This window comes from Paenibacillus qinlingensis, from assembly GCF_031455095.1.
Taxonomy (GTDB): domain Bacteria; phylum Bacillota; class Bacilli; order Paenibacillales; family NBRC-103111; genus Paenibacillus_E; species Paenibacillus_E qinlingensis_A.
Genome location: NZ_JAVDSB010000001.1, coordinates 1496725 through 1516151, shown reverse-complemented (window position 1 = coordinate 1516151; position 19427 = coordinate 1496725). Strand labels below are relative to the sequence as shown.

General features: G+C 41.6%; 19 protein-coding genes. 2 read left to right on the top strand and 17 right to left on the bottom strand.

The annotated features are described in order from the left end of the window. Window position 1: 1 nt before the first annotated feature. Window positions 2-1411 (bottom strand): Ger(x)C family spore germination protein, encoded by a 1410-nt coding sequence (locus J2736_RS06890; RefSeq protein WP_310224691.1) that lies wholly within the window; start codon window positions 1409-1411, stop codon window positions 2-4. A 141-nt stretch (window positions 1412-1552) separates the two neighbouring features. On the opposite strand from J2736_RS06890, the gene J2736_RS06885 reads away from it, so the two are divergent. Then, complete coding sequence (locus J2736_RS06885) at window positions 1553-3019, top strand: VanZ family protein (protein WP_310224688.1); 1467 nt, start codon at window positions 1553-1555, stop codon at window positions 3017-3019. Window positions 3020-3070: 51 nt separating this feature from the next. On the opposite strand, the gene J2736_RS06880 is transcribed toward J2736_RS06885, so the two are convergent. The 9 genes from J2736_RS06880 to J2736_RS06840 form a co-directional block, all read right to left on the bottom strand. After that, on the bottom strand, window positions 3071-3241 hold the full coding sequence (locus J2736_RS06880; protein ID WP_310224686.1) for a hypothetical protein: 171 nt from the start codon (window positions 3239-3241) through the stop codon (window positions 3071-3073). A gap of 43 nt (window positions 3242-3284) precedes the next feature. Continuing rightward, complete coding sequence (locus tag J2736_RS06875) at window positions 3285-3464, bottom strand: hypothetical protein (protein ID WP_310224684.1); 180 nt, start codon at window positions 3462-3464, stop codon at window positions 3285-3287. 120 nt (window positions 3465-3584) lie between these two features. Further along, on the bottom strand, window positions 3585-5075 hold the full coding sequence (locus J2736_RS06870) for an MDR family MFS transporter (protein WP_310224682.1): 1491 nt from the start codon (window positions 5073-5075) through the stop codon (window positions 3585-3587). A 222-nt stretch (window positions 5076-5297) separates the two neighbouring features. Next, window positions 5298-5633 (bottom strand): thioredoxin family protein, encoded by a 336-nt coding sequence (locus J2736_RS06865; protein ID WP_310224680.1) that lies wholly within the window; start codon window positions 5631-5633, stop codon window positions 5298-5300. Window positions 5634-5705: 72 nt separating this feature from the next. After that, complete coding sequence (ppsA, locus tag J2736_RS06860) at window positions 5706-8300, bottom strand: phosphoenolpyruvate synthase (protein WP_310224678.1); 2595 nt, start codon at window positions 8298-8300, stop codon at window positions 5706-5708. A gap of 211 nt (window positions 8301-8511) precedes the next feature. Further along, window positions 8512-9261 carry an SDR family NAD(P)-dependent oxidoreductase gene (locus J2736_RS06855; RefSeq protein ID WP_310224676.1) on the bottom strand — a complete coding sequence of 250 codons (750 nt, stop codon included), beginning with the start codon at window positions 9259-9261 and terminating at the stop codon, window positions 8512-8514. A gap of 37 nt (window positions 9262-9298) precedes the next feature. Continuing rightward, the gene (locus J2736_RS06850) at window positions 9299-10390 is read right to left on the bottom strand and encodes a GerAB/ArcD/ProY family transporter (protein WP_310224674.1); all 1092 of its coding nucleotides are present in this window, start codon (window positions 10388-10390) and stop codon (window positions 9299-9301) included. Next, window positions 10387-11547: a Ger(x)C family spore germination protein gene (locus J2736_RS06845; protein WP_310224672.1), complete on the bottom strand. Its 1161-nt coding sequence runs from the start codon at window positions 11545-11547 to the stop codon at window positions 10387-10389. Before J2736_RS06845 ends, J2736_RS06850 begins: the two co-directional genes overlap by 4 nt. Next, on the bottom strand, window positions 11544-12941 hold the full coding sequence (locus J2736_RS06840; RefSeq protein WP_310224671.1) for a spore germination protein: 1398 nt from the start codon (window positions 12939-12941) through the stop codon (window positions 11544-11546). Before J2736_RS06840 ends, J2736_RS06845 begins: the two co-directional genes overlap by 4 nt. Window positions 12942-13107: 166 nt before the next feature. Here J2736_RS06840 and J2736_RS06835 point away from each other — a divergent pair, with 166 nt between their 5' ends. Further along, on the top strand, window positions 13108-13809 hold the full coding sequence (locus J2736_RS06835; protein ID WP_310224669.1) for a hypothetical protein: 702 nt from the start codon (window positions 13108-13110) through the stop codon (window positions 13807-13809). A 69-nt stretch (window positions 13810-13878) separates the two neighbouring features. Here the strand turns inward: J2736_RS06835 and J2736_RS06830 are convergent, their stop codons facing one another. From J2736_RS06830 to J2736_RS06800, 7 genes are all read right to left on the bottom strand, one after another. After that, the gene (locus J2736_RS06830) at window positions 13879-14427 is read right to left on the bottom strand and encodes an NADPH-dependent FMN reductase (protein ID WP_310224667.1); all 549 of its coding nucleotides are present in this window, start codon (window positions 14425-14427) and stop codon (window positions 13879-13881) included. 79 nt (window positions 14428-14506) lie between these two features. Next, the gene (locus J2736_RS06825; protein WP_310224665.1) at window positions 14507-14863 is read right to left on the bottom strand and encodes a DoxX family protein; all 357 of its coding nucleotides are present in this window, start codon (window positions 14861-14863) and stop codon (window positions 14507-14509) included. Between the two features lie 176 nt (window positions 14864-15039). Further along, the gene (locus tag J2736_RS06820; RefSeq protein ID WP_310224663.1) at window positions 15040-16017 is read right to left on the bottom strand and encodes a metallophosphoesterase family protein; all 978 of its coding nucleotides are present in this window, start codon (window positions 16015-16017) and stop codon (window positions 15040-15042) included. A gap of 280 nt (window positions 16018-16297) precedes the next feature. Continuing rightward, window positions 16298-16984, bottom strand: a complete 687-nt coding sequence (locus J2736_RS06815; RefSeq protein WP_310224661.1) for an HAD family hydrolase — start codon at window positions 16982-16984, stop codon at window positions 16298-16300. A 245-nt stretch (window positions 16985-17229) separates the two neighbouring features. Further along, window positions 17230-17982, bottom strand: coding sequence for a stalk domain-containing protein (locus tag J2736_RS06810; protein WP_310224659.1), 753 nt, complete (start codon window positions 17980-17982; stop codon window positions 17230-17232). Between the two features lie 77 nt (window positions 17983-18059). Next, complete coding sequence (locus J2736_RS06805) at window positions 18060-18821, bottom strand: anti-sigma factor (RefSeq protein ID WP_310224657.1); 762 nt, start codon at window positions 18819-18821, stop codon at window positions 18060-18062. Window positions 18822-18825: 4 nt separating this feature from the next. Continuing rightward, on the bottom strand, window positions 18826-19392 hold the full coding sequence (locus J2736_RS06800) for an RNA polymerase sigma factor (protein WP_310224655.1): 567 nt from the start codon (window positions 19390-19392) through the stop codon (window positions 18826-18828). Window positions 19393-19427: the final 35 nt, after the last annotated feature.

The window sequence follows — 19427 nt, the reverse complement described above, 5'->3', positions numbered from 1 at the left end:
GTCAATTCAATAATCCATGATTCTCAATTCGCACTTTCACATGTGCATGTAGATCAATTTTGGCAAATTCTTTGTTCCAATCAAGCGTCTTCCATAGCTTTGGATGTAGTCCTTTTGACCGAAGACCTATACCAAGCCCATCGCAATTTGCCTCCTGTAGTTTACGAAGCGATTCATCTGCGCGTTTTGTTAAGATCTCCTCAAGTTCTCGTTCCATTAGCACTAGATCCGCTTTCTTTAATCGGACACCTGATGGGTTGTCGATCAATTCGCAGTTCATTTTGACATAAACATCGGCTTGTATTGGCCCGTTTGTGTTCAGTTGAATGGAATGATTCTTAGTGCCATAGGTAAATGTAGTAAAGGATTGATTAGGTCCAACTTGTTCGGTAACTGCCCCATAGACTCTCTTATTCGTTAAGAGAACATAAGCTCTGGCGTGTGTTTCGTCCAATCTCCCCGTCATGGAGCTATTATGAAACAGGGCTACACCATCAATTTTTGCGCGATTTCTCATTGTGGATTGGGACAGATAAGGAAGTACATTGTCAATTCCTTCAGCAAACATGATCTGCGTAATTAAATAAGGAGATTCTTTCGGAATTAACCCCTCCTCCTCTCCGCTAATAAGCAAGTCATATAAGTATTCACTTATCAGAGAGCGGTCCTCGATATCGAGTTGTACAATCTTTTGAGCTGAGGGATCTGTAACGGCAATATATACATTGATAGGAAAATGCGCCTCTCGATAGAAAAAGTCCAAACCCTCATACAAATTTTTCTCAGCCAATTGACTATTGACTAGGAGAATACGTGTTTCACGAAGATCCATATGTTGTGACACGATCCGCTGTAAATTCATGCTAGCTTCTTGAACGCTATGGCCTTCGCCACTGACTTTCGGAGTAACGACCTTCCCTTGTGATTCAACTGAACTTTTGACAGTAGGTATGGAGACCGTTAAACGAATAAAATCATTTTCTAGCAAATCGATACCTGCTGTGTGAACCATGCGAATATTTTTCAATTCTCTTTGATCCCAACAACCGCACAAGCACAAACACAAGATAATCACAAATGATATTCGGAATCCGTTAAACGCGTAGAGTACATCTGAATCGGCAATTCCGATAAGTCCGTTACCGTTCATAAGCACTTTAATCGCATCATGAATCTCGTAAATGGACTCAACATTTGTTGTCGTTAGCAGTTGAGCAATGTTCATGTTCTCATAAGCGCTCGAGTTGGTCTGAAACCATTGCTTAAATACATTTTTTTCCATTTTTTTGACATCGCAAAGTGTTTCAAGATACATCAATTTAGCTTCTTTTCCTTCAATTTCAAACACCCTTATCTTTAAATCATCCGTATGAAATAATTCCTTTTTTATTTGCTCAAATAGCTTTCCCATGACCAACCCTCTTTGGACGTAATTTTTGAATTATGCCCAACTGAAGGGATTTTATGTAAAATACGTATTTGCCTGAGTGATCAAGTTTATAGATTGTTAATAAACCATTTAGAAGGAATCCATACCCTTGATTTATACTAAATGAAACAGTTTGAAATGAAAGGATCGAAATTTGTTATGGGTGTAACAGATATTCCCTACATGCTTATGCGTTGGGCAGTGCCCGCTTTATGGTTCGTTGCAGCATGCATCGTCGTTTTTCTAGTAAGCTATACGTTGATTTATCAAAAGCTCCTACATGGAGTGAAGAAAATTTCATGGATTAAATTCTCACTAGCAGTCCTTCTACTAGGTTATCTTTTTATGGTCTTTTCATTGACCATACTAAATAGAGGCACAAGTGCTGACAAGGAAATCAATTTAAATCTAACCAGTAGTTATCTAGATGTATGGAACACATGGTCAAATACGTCATTTCTACTCCTTGTTTATAATATTGCTATGCTTTTCCCACTCGGAATCCTATTGCCACTTGTTAGCCCAAAATTTCAATCTTTGAAAGCCATTTTATGTATATCTTTGAGTTTTACACTAGGCATTGAGACGTTTCAATGGATAACTCACAGGGGAATTTTTGAGCTTGATGATCTTGTCCACAATACGTTAGGTGCATTGGCTGGATATTTAATTATGAATGCAATTCTGGATATTACGTATGCAAAACAAATCAATAAACGCTCCCTACTCTCGGCAGCCATTATTCCTTTATTTTTTGTATGCCTTTTTGGTGGTGCACGAGTTGTTTACCATGCACAGGAATTTGGGAATATGGGCATACGTCCAGCAATAGGCACGAACATGTCGAATGTCACTGTGTCTAGCCAGATTACATTATCGCCAAACAGCAGCATGCTTCCTATTTATTACGATGAAAATGCGAACCAACCTGAATTGGCGCTGAAAATTATTTCCAAATTACAACATAGCATTCCGTTGCCACTCGTTCAAAGCAGCGGAAGAGACGGTGACAATCTGCAATATAGTTTTGGCAAAACCAAGGATTCAGCTTACTACTTAAACTACTTTTTGCGTACAGGAACATGGACAATGTACGATGACATAGCTGATCACAACCAAAAGCGTACAGATGAAACGACAGGTCATAACGTGGAACAAATCTTGAAAGACAATGCGTTTATACCCTCAGATGCTGACTTGAAACTTGATCCCAACGGTACATTCCGTTGGGATGCCCCTTCTGTTGAACCTAGCACATTATCGAAAGATTTCTCACACGGCGTGGTTATGGTGGATGTAGAGAGCTCTGGTCAAATTTCTAGTTTAATGTATGGTGTTTTCAAAAATAAATATATTCGCCAAGTACAGGTCATAGCTCCAGCAGCTGCTTTAGAGAAAATCAAAAAAGGTGAATTTGATAGTTATAATACGAGAACCCCTTTCACTCCGGGGACTCAGATTAAAATCACCGAAATGAATATCATTTACTTGTATGACAGTAAAGGCTATTATCAGCCAGTTTATCAGTTTGAAGGATCTGTTAATGATGAAGTAGGGAAATTTAGTGTGAGTATACCTGCACTAGCTTAGACGGATATGTAAAGTAAAACGACCCCAATTTCGGGGTCGTTTTACTATTTCTCACACTTGATCTTTAGGTATCCCATTTAAACTAGGGACATAATCAGCCGCCTTCTCGCTTGTTAAGGTCTGTGCTTCTTCCAGAAAATTGGCATGATTTTGTTGATTATTTTTACTGTCTGCTCGGTTATCCTCACGGTCATGTTTAGGATCTGCGTCATTTTTGGGCATATATGTTCAACTCCATTTCCTCGTAGTTAGTATGGATAACTGATTATTCGTGCGTCTGATTCTGTTCGTTTTCATCTAGGGACGATGAAATTTCACAAGCTTGATTGGCTGCGGCTTCAAACTCTGCTTCATTGCTCGCACTCAGTTTGTCACCATACTGGTCTAGCCGTCCTGGATTTCCAGCTGGTCCATCATTGTCTGGCTTGTTGTTTCTTCCGCTCATACAATCACCTCTTATGTTAAATGAATGGATCGCCAAAGACATTGTCTTGGCATACGCATTAGTATATCTCAATAGGTTCCAAACTATCCTACTCGTCACACTTGTAGTTATCACCCTGCTTTAGTGTCCCATCATCATAGACGGGTCTGGTTTCTCCCCTTCACCCAACTGATCTTCTTCTTTCAATCGTGGCTTACGTAGAATTAGCGAAAGCGCAACACCCGCTGAAGCAATGCATGCGGATAAGAAGAATGTATCCCCATATCCTGCCACCACGGCCGTTAACGGATTGGCTCCTTTTCCAGCGCTTGCTGCATGAGAAGTAATCTGCGACGTGAGATATCCAGTAAGTCCAGCGACAGCGAACGAGACGACAACTTGTTGGGCCGCCGTCGTGAGTGGCGTTACGCGGCTTACCAATCGGCGAGGAGCCGAGTTCAGGACATGCGTATTCAGTGGCATCATGGAAAAGCCCATTCCAAGTCCCATCAAGCAGATAGCAATGATAATAAGTCGCAAGCTGGTGTCAACAGAAACACCTGACAACATAAACAAGGCAACGGAGACAACCGCCAATCCGCTGAACGCTAACGGTCTAGCCCCTATTTTATCAAATAGTCGCCCGCTGATGGGCATGCCGATTCCAGCACAAATCGCTTGTGGCATCAGAATCCAGCCTGTTTCAAGCGCTGTATAATGTTTCACACCCTGCAAATATAGTGGAACAATCAACATCGCGCCAAATAATGCGAGCTGAACGATCCATGTCAAAATAATACTTCGGGTGAAATCGGAAGATTTGAAAACTTTCAATTCTAGGAGGGGCTGTTCCTGCCGAAGCTCTACAAAGATAAAAGTAATTAATGCAATCCCACCGATCGTTAATCCGAGAATGGTAGAGGTCGAAGACCAGCTTGTACCCCCTTCACTCACACCAAAAGCAAGCATTGCAAAGGCAATCGGAGCAAGGCACATGCCGACAACATCCAGGTGAGGAGCATGATGACGATCGGATTTAGGCAAATATTTTACACCGAGTATGAATGCGATAATACCAATCGGCAGGTTGATGATAAAGATCCAATGCCAGCTGACCGAGTCAACTAACCATCCTGATAATACAGGACCAAAAGCCGGTGCCATTAACATCGGAATACCTAATACACCCATAATCGATCCGCGGCGTTCAGGAGGCGCAAGTTTAAATACCATGGCCATCCCAATCGGGGATACCATACCTCCACCTAAGCCTTGAATAACGCGGTAAATAATGAGCTGTAACGGACTTTGAGCAATCCCGCACAACACAGAGCCAATCGTAAACAGGGTAATCGTCAGCAAAAAGATCTGCTTAGAGCCAAACTTATCCGTTAACCAACCTGCGAGCGGAATGACGGCTGATAAAGCAAGCGTATATCCTGTCACTGTCCATTGAATCGTCTTTAGATCCGTTCCGAAATATTCGACGAGATGTGGAATTGCGTTATTAACGACCGTACTGTCTAAAATAACCATAATCATACCAACGATAATAGCCATAAGTGGAGGAAGAATGGCTTTAAAAGAGAAGTCGTCACCGTTATTCTTTTGTGGTTGTGCTTGTACTGACATAGACAAACCTCATCTTTCTACTCCTAGAGTTGTATAGTTGTAGTTATGAATTCCTAGCAATTCTGCTCATGAAGCGTTGTTTGCTTATTAGCTTCCCCCTTTATCCCCAATAATAATTGGCGATTACAATAATTCGATTGCCATCTTATCTCAAACTCTCCTATGAAACAAGGACTGCCGAATGGCAGTCCTTTAAGTATTTACTATATTGATAACTGTTCATTACACGCACGAATCGCCCATAGTTGCATATTCAATGATTTTCTGTTTCAACGTTTCTTTACTTTGTGGACCCACCCATGTTTCCAATTGATAACCGTCTTTAAACAACATTAACGTTGGCACGCTCAAAACACCGTACTCCGTTGCAAGTTCTTTATCCGAATCGATATCAACCTTGGCAATGTTAGCTTGATATCTGACTTCCTGCACGAGGTCCTCAACAGTTGTAAGTTGACTTTGACTAGATTCGCTCTCAAGTGAGTAAAACACAATGAGCGTAATCCCATGATTGACCTGTCCTCTGAATGTTTCTTTGTTCAATGAAATGATTTGCACACATTTTTCCTCCCCTGTGCTGCTTATTTTTTTAAGATTCACTGTTAGTTTGTCTTTTATTCTATGTGCTGTTTACAAGATTTCAATATAACCTTCGGTTCCATGTACGCGAATTCGTTGACCGTCTTTTATTAATGAAGTGGCATTTTCCACGCCGACAACAGCAGGCAAACCGTATTCACGCGCGATAACGGCGCCATGCGTCATCAGACCACCAACTTCGGTGACTAAACCTTTTATAGATACGAACAAGGGTGTCCAGCCAGGGTCTGTGAAAGCTGTAACCAAGATATCGCCATCTTCGAGATTAGCTTCTTCCATATTTAAAATGACACGTGCCCGTCCTTCAATTACGCCTGAGGAAACAGGTAGACCAACTAGCGCTTCAGCCGGTATATGTTCTCGATTGTAAGTACCCGAAATGATCTCACCATCCGATGTGATAACACGCGGGGGAGTTAGTTTCCCATACAAGCGGTATTCAACTTTACGTTTGCTGATAAGCTGATAATTGAGTGTATGGGTACGTACGACTTCATGCAGTTCTTCAAAAGTGAGATAAAATACATCTTCTTTTTCAAGAATGACACCCGCTTGTACGAGTTGCTCCGCTTCTCTCAGTATAGCCTGCTTATATACGAAATAGCGGTTAACCCAACCATATTTGGGATATTCACGATACCCAATGTAATTTCGAATTCGGCGGATCATTTGTTTGGTCTCTTCAACTTTTTGTTCACCATCTGGCAAAGTGATTAATCGAGCTACTAATTCTTGTTCTTTGTCCAAAGCTTCCTGGCGTCCTTGTTCAAATTTACGTTGGCCTTCATTAGGCTGAAAGGCTTTGATGTTACCCAGAATCATCGGAACTAGCGTAAGTGGTTTCTCACTCCATCGCGTTCTAGAAATATCGATTTCTCCAGCGCATCGCATTCCGTATTTTAGCAGATAAGCATCGATTGCAGCTTGAGCCTCCTGTCCCCCCTCAAACTTAACCAGTTCATCCAGAAAGTTATCCTCTTTTACGTGCTGTAAATAATCAATGACTTCTGGATAAGGGCGAATCACATCCGCGACACCCATTAATGCCAGACCCATTTCTGATGTAATATTATTCGGTACCGATTGAGAAAGGGTATCTGCTGCGTTTTTTTCACCTAACCACTCGTTCATTTTTTCATTGATCCATAAGGAAGCATTGATGGCCGTCATAAACACAGCCGTACTAAGAGGGTCAAACAAGATCTTTCTCAATTGCTGGATATCTTCTAGTATAAAATCAATGACATCCGATCCTGATTTCGTTTGGATACTTTGTTTTAATGCTTCTACCGATGCGCGATTGCTCTGAATTAACTCAGATACGATGTTCGGATTGTTTTCAATTTGTTGCACAAGATCAGGATTATTTCGGCTCGGAATCGGTGCTGTTTGATCATTTGGTAACAATTTTATATAATCTCGCTCTATGATGGTCATCAGTGCGCTTTTTATAAGCGGATCGGATCCGATGGTTGTTAATAAAGCTTCCCGGCCAACTGCTGTAGCCATCCTAGGCGCTACGTCAATAAACAACCTTCCACCAGCTTTACGCATAGGCGCAGGAGTAATTAACAGATAAAAAGACAAACCCAATGGTTTTATAGGATCTGTCATCATTTGTTGATGGCCAACAGATAAATAGACATGATTTTCTTGATCATTAGCTTCAGGAATCGGGAATAAGGTCGTGATGGGACGACTCTGGACTATATAAAATGTATCCTCCGCTAAACACCATTCAACATCTTGTGGACTGCCAAAGTAGGATTCGATCTGTCTTCCAAGTTGAGCTAGCTGTAAAATTTGTTGATCCGTTAGTGTTTGTACCTTTTGTTGCTCAGGTTGGAGTTGTTGCGTCTCCGTTCCTCCTTCCTTACGTCCATAGATAGCCAATTTCTTGGTGGCTATCCGCTTTTTCACGATTTCGTCTCCTTTTACTTGATAATTATCGGCAGATACCAAGCCCGAAACCAAGGCTTCCCCAAGACCAAAACTGGCATCGATGGATAGCAATTTTCGATTAGAGCTAATGGGATCCGCGGTAAACAGAATTCCTGAAGCTTGCGGCAAAATCATCCTTTGAACAATGACGGAAATATACACTTGGCTGTGGTCAAACCCATTTTGCATACGGTAGATTACCGCGCGATCCGTGAATAGCGATGCCCAACATTTGCTGATATGCTGTAAGATGGATTCTTTACCAATAATATTTAAGAAGGTGTCTTGCTGACCAGCAAAAGAGGCATGTGGTAGATCTTCCGCCGTCGCACTTGATCGCACCGCATAGGCATCCCCCTCACCAAATTGAGTAAGATAGTTAGTGACAGCTTTCACAACATCGCTAGGAATTTCTACTTCAGTTATGAGTTCTCGAATCTTCCTGCTGGTTTCACCAATTTGTTCTCGATCATCTACTTTTAGGAGTGTTAGTTGATTCACCAAAGCCTGGTAGGTATCGTTGTGTTCGATGACGTTCAGAAATCCCTTCGTTGTAACACAAAATCCTTCTGGTACTTGAATCCCTTGAATTTTGGATAATTCCCCTAAATTCAACCCTTTTCCTCCGACGAGCGATAGCTGTGTTTTTTCCATTTCCTGAAAACTGAGTACCCAAGAATTCACTCAACATCTCTCCTAATCACGAATTTGAAAAACATTTGACAAGAGGTCACTGGCATGGTAAGATTAAAGTATAAGATGGATTTACTACGAACATTTTACCATAAACAGTCTTAGGTCGATTATATCATCGTGACTCTGCCTATGCAATATAGAAGAACCTGGCAACATTGCCCAGGTTCTTTTTTGGTGTTATGCCACTATACTACTCACACTATTCCTCTAGATACATCATTTTAACTGTCATTCCCCCATCTACCGTGAGGTTCTGTCCAGTAATGAATCCTGCTTTCTCGCTCGCTAAAAATAAACAAGCCGCGGCAACGTCTTCTGGCTTCCCAACTTTGCCTACCGGATGCTGACTGCGATCTATTTCCGAGTGGGAATAACTGCCTTCGTCTCGCACCTCAATCCATCCTGGCGAAATTGCGTTAACGCGAATGCCATACCCGCCTAAACTGATTGCCATCGCATGGGTCAATGACGATATGCCACCCTTTGAAGCGGAATATGCTTCGGTATTAGGTTCTGACATGGCAGCTCTGGTGGACGAGATATTAATAATAGCACCGCCGTTGTCTTGTGCTTTCATGATTCGGGCTGCCGCCTGAGAGCAATGAAAAGTACCTCCCAGATTTATAGAGATAACTCGCTGAAATTGTTCTGCACTAAGTTCCAACACATCGGTATTATGCATGATCCCTGCATTATTCACTAAGACATCAATACTTCCCAAATCTGAATGCGTACGCTCTATCCATTGGTCAACATCCTCTTGCTTAGAAACGTCAACCTTCATAAAAATGGCATCTTCAGTAAAGGGACGCAAGCGTTCTAAGGTTTCCAATCCCTTCTCTTGGTGAATATCTGCTATGGAAATACCATAACCTTCTTGTGCAAAAGCTATAGCAATGGCACGCCCGATGCCCTGACCTCCCCCAGTTATGAGTGCGACTTTACGCAAACAAATCCCCTCTTCCACTTTTATCTAAACTGAATGTCTACTTATGTACCAGTGATCGACCTCGAACATGACTAATAAGCAGAAAAATAATCGGTATACCAACAATGAAGATTGGAAAAATGTAAATAATCCAGACGAATTTCGCGAAATCCAACAGACCTATAATGTCAGCAGGTACTAAGGATATCGTATAGATAACGATTGCAGCAAATCCGATGACGATTCGCCAATTCTTGATGCCGAGCAATTGTGCAGATCCATAGCTATTGATGAACAAGTAAATCGCCAATTTTACGAATACGCTGAAGATCCAGATGAACATAATCCAAACATCCATGTTTTGAATAAATTGTAGATAATTAATAAATCGAACCATGCTAAAATACGGAAAGATTAACGTTCCTCCGATATTGGTTCCAAATGTCATTATAACAAAAATTGCCGTTAATACGCCGATTAAAGCAGGAACACAAATGGCAAGTAGCGTAGGTTTGAGCATCTTTTGTGAATTCGCAATAAAAGGGGCTAGCATCATAATCATCATCGACTCTCCGAGGAACGATGCGTTTACCATAGAACCTTTCAGAATGGGTATCACCCCGGTGTCTGCATAGATGGGTAAAAGAAGCGCTGGATGCAGATTCGTTACATTTAAACCGAACGTAATTAAAATACCGACTAGAAGTAAGGGGCCAGCCAGTTCACTAAAGCGAGCAATAGCTTCGATGCTTCCTGAGTAATTGATATAAACCATCGCGGCAACCATAAGCAGAGCTATCATCCAAATCGGCGTATCGTGAAAAAGAAATTGCTTTATAAATAACGAGAAAATTCGTAAAATATCGGCAGATACGGAAAACCAAACCACAATATAGAGCATGGCTATGAGCTTTCCGAACCATTTACCAAATAGCTTTTGTGCAAACTCCACCAATGTTTGGGAAGAATGACGCTGACAAATAAGCACTAAAATCGTTGTCACAGCCAGTCCGATTACACCAGCTATGAGCAGAGAGATCCATGCATCTTGTTTAGCTAACTCAATCGACGGGGATACCGTGAGCCAAATACTCATCGAAATTTCTAACGTCGTGAACATCCAAAACAACTGCCAAGGAGAGATTTTCACTTTCGATCACCAATTCCTGGGATACGTTTGCCAATATCCCCTGTATTCTGAATTTTTAGCTTGACACTTACTGATACGTCAACAGTCGGGAATATTTGATCCCAATGATCACGCAGTTCTTTCCACTGGTAGGGATGCTCTTTGTGAATTTCTTCTCCGATACCAAACACATCCTGACCGAATTCCAATTGCATTTTTTTAATGGTTTCCTCTACTTTTTTTGCTTTACGTTCATTCAGTTTATGTTCTAATGGTCTACGTTCGGAGGAAATGGATATATCAATATCCGAGTTATTTTCAAGAACTCTTCCAGTTCCCTCTAGCTTCACGTAGGCTTTAACTGTATGGCCTTCAATTTCTGTTCGTATTGATCTTTTTAAATTGGATTCGTATAAAGAGATAACCCCCTCCTCCGTTTCTTCCGTTAGAAATTGATCCTTTAACACGCCTTTGACCCAAAACATTTCCAAGGATTCTCTTCCACTTACTTTCCCAACCATTTGCAGTTTTTTATTGAATATAGCTACGGACTTCACCTCGATGGTTTCATGTTTTTCTTGTTCATTCTTCGGTGAAATCTCAACCATCGGCATAGATGGCCGAATACCATCTCGCCCGACGTCTAGTAAAACATCTCGTAAGGCTGTGTCCCCTAATCGACAAAATCGGTCCTGATCAACAGCAACAATCGATGAGAATTGATTAAACGGACTGTTGATTTTCAAGACATCTTTTCCTTCACCGTTGTTCACAACAAATATATCTGTGCGCAGACGTGTATCGGTATTTCGTGTAAATTGATCCATAATTTCTACTAGTCCTTGTTTCGCCAGCTTTTCTCCAATGAAAATAGACCTACGGTGTCCAAGAAAAACCCTTCTAGGCAATTTGTCTTGAATTTGCTGGGTCAAATCTACGATTGAACTTCCGGTCGCGGTAAGCACAATATTTGCTCTTTGCCCACTATCCCCTCCACCTTTCGTGCTCTTGAAATCTGCGGGAACTGCCACCTGGGCGCTTTTTTGAAGTTTGCCACTTTCAGAAATATCTAAAGCCGTTCCAATCCAGAAAGCATAATCATTAATTTCATTCCTGTCCCAACAACCGGAAACGAACAACGTCAGTATGATCCATAGGATTAGCCAGATTTTTTTCATTGTTTACGTTGTGTCGATACATATCGTTTATTCATGCGTATCAAGGTATCCCTCCAAAATCTTTGTCCAATGGGTGCTGCTGGTGTTAGGTAAGGAACACCGAATGACTTCAGCGATACAAGATGAATTATGACGAATATGACACCAATAGCGACGCCATACAGACCCAGGAATCCACCTAAGATTAGAAGTGGAAAACGCAACAGGCGAAATGGCAATGCCAAACTATAGCTCGGAAATGCAAACGAAGCAATCCCTGTACCCGCAACGATCATCACGATAGGTGCGGAGATAAAACCTGCTTGGACCGCCGCTTCCCCAATAACCAATGCTCCAACGATACTCACAGCTGAACCGATGGCTTTGGGCAACCGTAGACCGGCTTCCCGCAATCCCTCGAACATCAGTTCCATTAATAATGTTTCTATCACCGTTGGAAACGGAATCCCTTCTCTTGATACTGAAATACTCAGCATTAAAGCAAGTGGAATCATCTGAGGATGGAACGTCGTTAGCGCCACATATACGGATGGAAGTAAGCAAGACATAATAGCTAACAAGAACCGGATAAGTCTGACGGCAGAGACGTATAAGAAACGTTCATAATGGTCTTCCGCAGCTTGAAACCCTGACCAGAACGTCATCGGCAATAATAAAGCATTCGGTGAGCCGTCAACGATAATGGCCACTCTGCCCGCCAATAGACTCGCAGACACGGTGTCCGGACGTTCCGTATTTTGAATTTGCGGAAAAAGGGAAAAGGTCTTGTCCTCAATAAATTCTTCAATATATCCAGAGTCTAACAATTGATTCGTACGAAAAGCATCAAGTCTTCTTCTTACTTCTTGAAGTAATTCTGGTTTGACTTTCCCTTCGATATACGCAACCACAAAATCCGTATTGGTTAGCTCTCCTGCCTGATGCATTTCAAATTTCAATTTGGGATTACTTATTTTTCTACGAATCATGCTTATATTTGTTTTTATGCTTTCGGTAAATCCTTCACGTGGACCGCGAATCGACGCTTCATTGCTTGGTTCACTAATGGCCCTTTGATTGAAAGCGTTCAAATCCGCTAAATAGGCAAAAGGATTGCCATCTAGAAAGATAGCTGTACAGCCTTTCAAGACATTTGCTACAATTTCCGACAACTGAAAAGCGGTTGTATACTGAGTCAGTCGATCAGAATCACGACTTATCATACAGGCTGAAATAATTTGTTCTAATTTCCCCGAATCTGTCAGTTCTTGAATATATACGAGCAGAATTTCTGAGTGATCTGAAAGCTTTAACGGTCTAAATACGATATCCGCACAATGATGAAAAATATGTAGCAAGGCCTCGTGATTAATTTTTACACTTTCGTTTACTTGTAACGGGATGTTTTGCTCCATGTCGAATCCCCCCTCTCTCCCAAAAACTCATTTTATATTTTGCGTGATTTTCTGTTACTTTATTCCAATAACTTTATAGATTTTTCTAAAATAAATTAAGGTATGCCCTTCTATTTTTCTTATAATTAAGCTTATAGTGATTCGTGCTTCAAAAGGAGGAGCCGCATTGAAGGATCAGCCCACACAAACAGATCTATCCTTAGCCAAAACATATGCACCACAGCTGTTATTTGACCAATTGGAGCCATTTTACCCCGTTCGCGTTGGCGTCACCCTATTTGATCAGGATGGTCCATCCCCATCCTTTCGTCGATTGATCAGTTTTGAGTCGGATGCTAGGATTGAAAAGGTCATTGAATATGCGATTTACTGGGATTATGATATCGAGCATTTGTATGAATTAGAGCATGTATGGATTTATGTAGGACGCGATGGAACTATTATCAATTGTGAATGCAGCTTCCATGGCAAATATTTTAAAGGATTACTCAAGGATCGGAGCAATATTGCTGAAAGCAATCCTTACCAGGTAAGACTGTACTCTCAGCCTGGTAAACACGCTTTTTCCCCGCTGCTTGCTATGCTTGAACTCATCCCGAATTTAGATACGTGTACCTACGAGACGGCAGGTCGAGCGGGTTTGTTAGTTCCCGACATGCTGCAAGATAAGTTAACTACAGACAAGGAAACTAACGAATTAGTTGAACGCTACTTGCAGACGTTTCGGTTCCGACCAACGATGACATTTATTGAATTTTCCTGGGATGAATCATTATTCGTACCGTGGCCAGAGCTTCTTAAGGAGATTCCGGAGCGTGTGAACCATGAACTGCGTGTTATGAGGGAATACTTCGGCTTCTCCGAGTAGGTACAATATCTTAGGATAAAATTGAAAGAGCTGCCTCTCGGCAGCTCTTTTGTTGTCATTGTTTTTTTATTATCTGATTGTTTTTAATGCACCGCTCCAAGCAATAAGTTGGTCGAGCATGCCAGTTACATTCGTCAAATGTAAATCTGCAGGTTTAAATGTCGTATAATTCTCAAAATCCGTAAATAAAGACAAAGTAGGATGTACACGAACATCGGCAACCAATAATTCAGCCAAAATGCCACGCAAATGTTCTGCAGCACGCGCACCGCCAGTCGAACCATAGCTTACGATACCAGCTGCTTTGTTATTCCAGGCTTCACGTGCAAGATCAAGTGCATTTTTTAGGGCACCTGATATGCTGTGATTGTACTCGGATACGATGAACACGAACCCGTCCAAGCTGTTAAGTTTTTCATTCCAAGCTGCAATTCCTGGCTCCGTCCCATCGGTGGTCCCCAAGAACGGTAAGTGATAGTCAGCGATATCTACGATTTCATAGTTCGCATCTCCACGCTTTTCAGCAATTCCTTTTACCCACTCCCCTACTTGCGGGCTCACGCGTCCTGCTCTTGTACTACCTAAAATAATTCCTACATTCAATTTTCCATTACTCATTGTTTTCTCCTCCAGTAAGGTTTGTTTTTTATTAATGTTTCCAAAAACATTGTGCTCATACCACGTCCACTTTATTAAATTAATTAGTTAAAGCTCCAAAATTAATAACTAATACAATAATTCCTAGAATTAGTAAAAGGATTGGCATCATCATTTTGTTAGCAGCATCTTTCACCTTCATATGTGTAAGAATGGCTCCCAACATCGTTACAACAACTAATGCAGCTCCCCATGCCGCTAATGTGTCATTCCAAATCCCCCAAATGATGATGGCTGCTGCAATTACTTCAACGAGGCCAGTAAAAACTCTAAAACCGCCTGAATATCCATACCGCCTAAATTCATCCACCATTTGCTTTGAACCGAACTTCATAAATCCAAACATCAGAAATCCTAAACCTAATAAAGCTTGAAGAATAATTGATAGTATACCCATTTTACATCTCTCCCCTTATCCTATTATTATTTATCTCGAAACACTTTATCCTAATGTTAGGACGTTTATTATCCTATCATTAGGATGATTATGTGTCAACAAAAAAATGGAGACCCGTTACAAACGGTTCTCCATTTTTCGCCAATTGCCTCTCTGAATATTTACAATACAATTAATTAAACTAACGCTACAGTGTACTTAGCCGATTCAATCCAGGTACGATCGGAAAATTCTCGGCCGCGGACAACCACTTCGTTGTTATAGATCTGAACGTACATGCCCTGCGCTACATTGGGGTTGTCAGCGCTGCGTGTTTTGCCTACAGAAGCATTATTGAACCAGTGAAACGAATTCTGCGTATTATAGTGATTCTCCGTCGCAAAGTTACGATGGGTGTGCCCGGACAGTACAAAAACGTTCTTATAAGGAGCTAAAATGGCACGAAACTCCTTGGCCCTGAGCAACTGTGGCGGTTTCCCCTCGGTATCCGGCGCCGGTAATGGCTGATGAATGAAGACAACAGCAGGCTTTCCATCCACATGGCTTTTCATAATCGTTTCGAGCCAAGCAAGTTGCTCATCCGAGTACCAAGCACCTTCCCCAACCTCTGGTTTCTCCTGTACATACGTTTCTTGAGACATCATAATGAGATGAACATCATTCATCCATACATCCTTATATGGCTTATCCTTGTAGCCAAAAAATTTCATAAAGCGTTCACGCGACATGGCATCGGTCTTTCCATTAGGCACCGTTTCCGCGGACCAATCACCTTTACTATTAATCCAGATATCATAATAGTCGTGATTACCCATATTCGCGTATAATGGCGGTAATTTATAGTTGTCTAATACCTTTCGAAAAAGCTTATAATCCTGATCTCTACCTACATCCGTGATATCTCCTCCGAATACAATGGTATCGACTGGGGATTCGAAGTGAGTGATATCTTTCAAAGCTGAATGAAGCCGATCCGTTATGGTAGAGGTCCCATTATTAGAAATATGCACATCACTAAGGAGGAAAAAGGATAGCAATAATCGATTTTCGCCAGAAATGACCGAATCCGGTGAAACGGTTTCATTGGGAACTTCATTCTGTTCGATGGCTTCAACTACAGTTCCGTTCGTCTCTCTGCCTTTTAGCGTTTGCATCAGGAGGGCACCCCCACCAGTTAAAGCAAACACAGTAGCAAGCAATCTTTTGACAAACTGTCTTCTAGAGATCATATGAATCTATTTCCCCCATTTTCTCTGTAAATAGTGCCTTTTAACTAATTTCTATGCCTTGAGGTCAAATACCTGTTAGAAAGGTTCGACCCGTTCTTAAAAACTTTTATCAGACTTGGAACTATTTAAGAATGAAGTTACTGAGATAAGGTTAACTCTCTTTTTATTATACATATGATTTTATGGCTTGAATAATTTCTCTTCTTTACTTCTGATAGACAAGTTCAATCAATTCAGATGGTTCTCTTAGTTTTGTGTAGTTTGTGATTCTTTCGCTGATGTAAGTTGGAAGAAACCAAGTTGCATGGTAAGAGGACATACCCACTTTGGCAGCCCCTTCCAATTCGTTCGATCCACCGTCACCAATAAATAATGATTCAGATGGACTGACCCCTAGTCTTTCGCATGCGAGATGATAGATGAGGGGATTCGGTTTTGCTAATTTTACTTGATAAGAAAAAATAGTATCATCAAAATACGCAGCTAACGGTGAGGATTCCCAGCCAATCACTTCTTCTGGTGTACAATTACTCATTAAACCAATCTTTAACCCCAATTTCTTAATTTGCTCTAGCATCGATAAAATCCTTAAATCAATCTTGTTGAAAGGGATTAATTTAGATGCTTTCCTTTGAGTATGTAAGGTTTCAATACGATCATCATGAACTTCATGACCCATTTTGCTAAAAATATCTCTGATTACAGACGGAAAGTCCGAGTACGAGCCATCCATTCTTTTTTCTTGTCTTAATTTCCATTCATTATCAAATATCTTAGTGTCGACTCCTAATTGTTCTACCATGTGAGTTGAACGTGGAGCTTTCCTTTGACCATTTTCAAATTCTGAAATAAGGGTTTCAAATAAATCAAAGTAGATCGCTTTTACTTCCATACAATTCACTCCTCATTTGGCATCCTATTTTCCTACAAATCAACCTTTATTTTAATATCATTTTTCCATCAAATCTCTTAAAATCTGCAAATACACTCTATTGGTTTACTATTATCATAGAGCTTCTGAATATTCTTTAATAACATCCCTATTAGATGAAATCGTTCTCATTTCGATATAGAAAATAATCATGACAAAAAAAATCCCGCCACGCTCCTTTACAAAGAGTGACGAGATTTCCCTTTTTATTTCACGGTTATTTTACCCTTCATAAACTCCTTATGCGGTTCGCAGAAGTAGCTGTATTCACCAGGTTTCGTCAGCGTGATGCTTTCCGACTCCCCTTTGCTTAAAAGCGGCGTTTTGAAACTCCCATCATCTGCCACTGCATTATGTTTGACGCTGTCTTTGTTGGTGAACACGATGGTAGATCCCGCTTCCACAGTCAAATCCGTGTTGCTAAAAGCAAAGCTCTCGATGTTAATATAATACGTTTTCGCGACGGATTGTCCAGTACCTGTGACGAGGTTAACCGTTCTTGTGGATTCGTCGTATTGGACGTTAACACCGAATACTTCGGCCAAAAACCGAGAGTGTACAAAAGTTGAACTATTGATTAATTGTGCAGGACCGACCATGGCTACGTTTGTTCCATCCACATTGGCCATGGCAGACCCAATCGATAATTTGACGGTTTTCCCGCTTTTCGTCACCGTAACGGTTCGCGTGTCCGCATCATAGCCAACTTCAGCCCCAATGCCTTCGGCAAAGGCTCGATAAGGGACGAATAATGAGTTATCGATCAGATAGGACTCATCAAGGGCAAGAGATTGCCCGTTCAACGTAATTTTCATATCGGACTTCACTTGATTAGCAACAGCTAATTTAGAGCTGATTGGCGTCGACGTGTGCATCCCATGATCCTCTGCACTGGCTGGAACTACTGCTGCAACCATCAACCCGGCACCCAGCATTATGGCTATCATTGATTTCTTCATACCCGCATCCTCCTTCATATTAGCATTGCTCTTTTAAGTAAACGTCATGCGTTTGAATTCGGTTTGATATTTTTGAATTATGTGCCCAAAATCTTTTTGCCCCTCGGTGTAGTTCCATTCGGATCTGGTTCAAGCGTAACACCAAACGAGTCAATCTGAAGATTGTCTGTCTTCACTGGAATCGTATAGGTTAACATGCCGGCACCCTTCGTATCGACACGTAATGTCCCGCAGTTGTATCTTTTACCATTTCGGTTATACCAGACTTGGTAGGTCCAGTCACCTTCTGTTTCTTTCAAGCCTTGCAAATTTACAACCACATTATGGACATCACCATGCTGGAGCACCCACACCGTTCCTGATGCTGAAGACATCGTGGTCTCCACCGATTTGAGCTGATAGATGGATTCAATTTCGGCAGGTTGATTAAGCGCCGTCTTTAGTGTGCCACTTGGAGTGGGCTCCTGATTGTTCCACCAGAGACCTCCTGCTACACCGATAAGAACTACTGCAGCGCAGGCGTAGGCCCATTTAAATAAGCGCCCTTTGGAACTTTTGGCAACGTTTTGCGACCGTTCATTCGTCGTCATCTCGATGACCAGATCATGTCGATTTGGCACTATGGCTGACATGACTTGCTCCTTCAGATCAGGAGGAACTTCAACTTCTTCCATGTCAAAAGGCAGCGCCTCCCAGACCGCCTCCAGGTCGTGCAATTCTTCACGGCAAGCGACACACGTGCGCAGATGCCGTTCGAAAGCGGCTCGCTCCCATTCCGTGCAGTCGCCTGTCAAATAATTGACCACAAAACTACAGTCTATATGCTCCCGTTCTTCCATCACGTCATCCCTCCCTCAGTGATGTCAAATGCTTACGAAGTATTTTCAAACCCTGATGGAGCCGACTCTTAATCGTACCCACCGGTTCGTTCGTATGTGCGGCAATTTCACTAAGCGTGTACCCTTGCCAATACATCAAATGAATTAATTTAATTTGACTCTCCGATAAATGAAGATAGGCTTCTTGGATTTGCTCCCCTAACCACTTGCGAGATATGGCGGCATCGGGGTTCTCGTCTGTGGATACAAAGGATTGCTCCCATGCATTGCTGTCAAAATGGAGATTCTCATTCTCCCTTCTTTGCTTGCGCAGACAATCGATGGTGATATTGCGAGTGATCGTGATCAACCAATTGACAAAAGCCCCCTTGCTAGGATCATACCCCTTCTGCGTCGTCCATAGTCTGGTAAAAACGAGCTGCACGATTTCTCTCGCTGTTTGCTCGTCTTTCATAGATTTCAAAGCAAATGCATACACAATTTTCACATAACGATCGTATAACTCTTCCAATGCGGGGTGATGCTTGTTCATGACAAGCTTCATTAGCTCCCCATCGGTTCGATTTCGCATGATTCTCTTACACCCCGAATCGATTTGACATGTAA

Excerpts from the sequence above, each read along its gene's own strand:
- J2736_RS06890 (WP_310224691.1), bottom strand. The coding sequence starts at position 1,411 with ATGGGAAAGCTATTTGAGCAAATAAAAAAGGAATTATTTCATACGGAT.
- J2736_RS06885 (WP_310224688.1), top strand. The coding sequence starts at position 1,553 with ATGAAACAGTTTGAAATGAAAGGATCGAAATTTGTTATGGGTGTAACA.
- J2736_RS06880 (WP_310224686.1), bottom strand. The coding sequence starts at position 3,241 with ATGCCCAAAAATGACGCAGATCCTAAACATGACCGTGAGGATAACCGA.
- J2736_RS06875 (WP_310224684.1), bottom strand. The coding sequence starts at position 3,464 with ATGAGCGGAAGAAACAACAAGCCAGACAATGATGGACCAGCTGGAAAT.
- J2736_RS06870 (WP_310224682.1), bottom strand. The coding sequence starts at position 5,075 with ATGTCAGTACAAGCACAACCACAAAAGAATAACGGTGACGACTTCTCT.
- J2736_RS06845 (WP_310224672.1), bottom strand. The coding sequence starts at position 11,547 with ATGAAAAAAATCTGGCTAATCCTATGGATCATACTGACGTTGTTCGTT.
- J2736_RS06840 (WP_310224671.1), bottom strand. The coding sequence starts at position 12,941 with ATGGAGCAAAACATCCCGTTACAAGTAAACGAAAGTGTAAAAATTAAT.
- J2736_RS06830 (WP_310224667.1), bottom strand. The coding sequence starts at position 14,427 with ATGAGTAATGGAAAATTGAATGTAGGAATTATTTTAGGTAGTACAAGA.
- J2736_RS06825 (WP_310224665.1), bottom strand. The coding sequence starts at position 14,863 with ATGGGTATACTATCAATTATTCTTCAAGCTTTATTAGGTTTAGGATTT.
- J2736_RS06820 (WP_310224663.1), bottom strand. The coding sequence starts at position 16,017 with ATGCAAACGCTAAAAGGCAGAGAGACGAACGGAACTGTAGTTGAAGCC.
- J2736_RS06815 (WP_310224661.1), bottom strand. The coding sequence starts at position 16,984 with ATGGAAGTAAAAGCGATCTACTTTGATTTATTTGAAACCCTTATTTCA.
- J2736_RS06810 (WP_310224659.1), bottom strand. The coding sequence starts at position 17,982 with ATGAAGAAATCAATGATAGCCATAATGCTGGGTGCCGGGTTGATGGTT.
- J2736_RS06805 (WP_310224657.1), bottom strand. The coding sequence starts at position 18,821 with ATGGAAGAACGGGAGCATATAGACTGTAGTTTTGTGGTCAATTATTTG.
- J2736_RS06800 (WP_310224655.1), bottom strand. The coding sequence starts at position 19,392 with ATGCGAAATCGAACCGATGGGGAGCTAATGAAGCTTGTCATGAACAAG.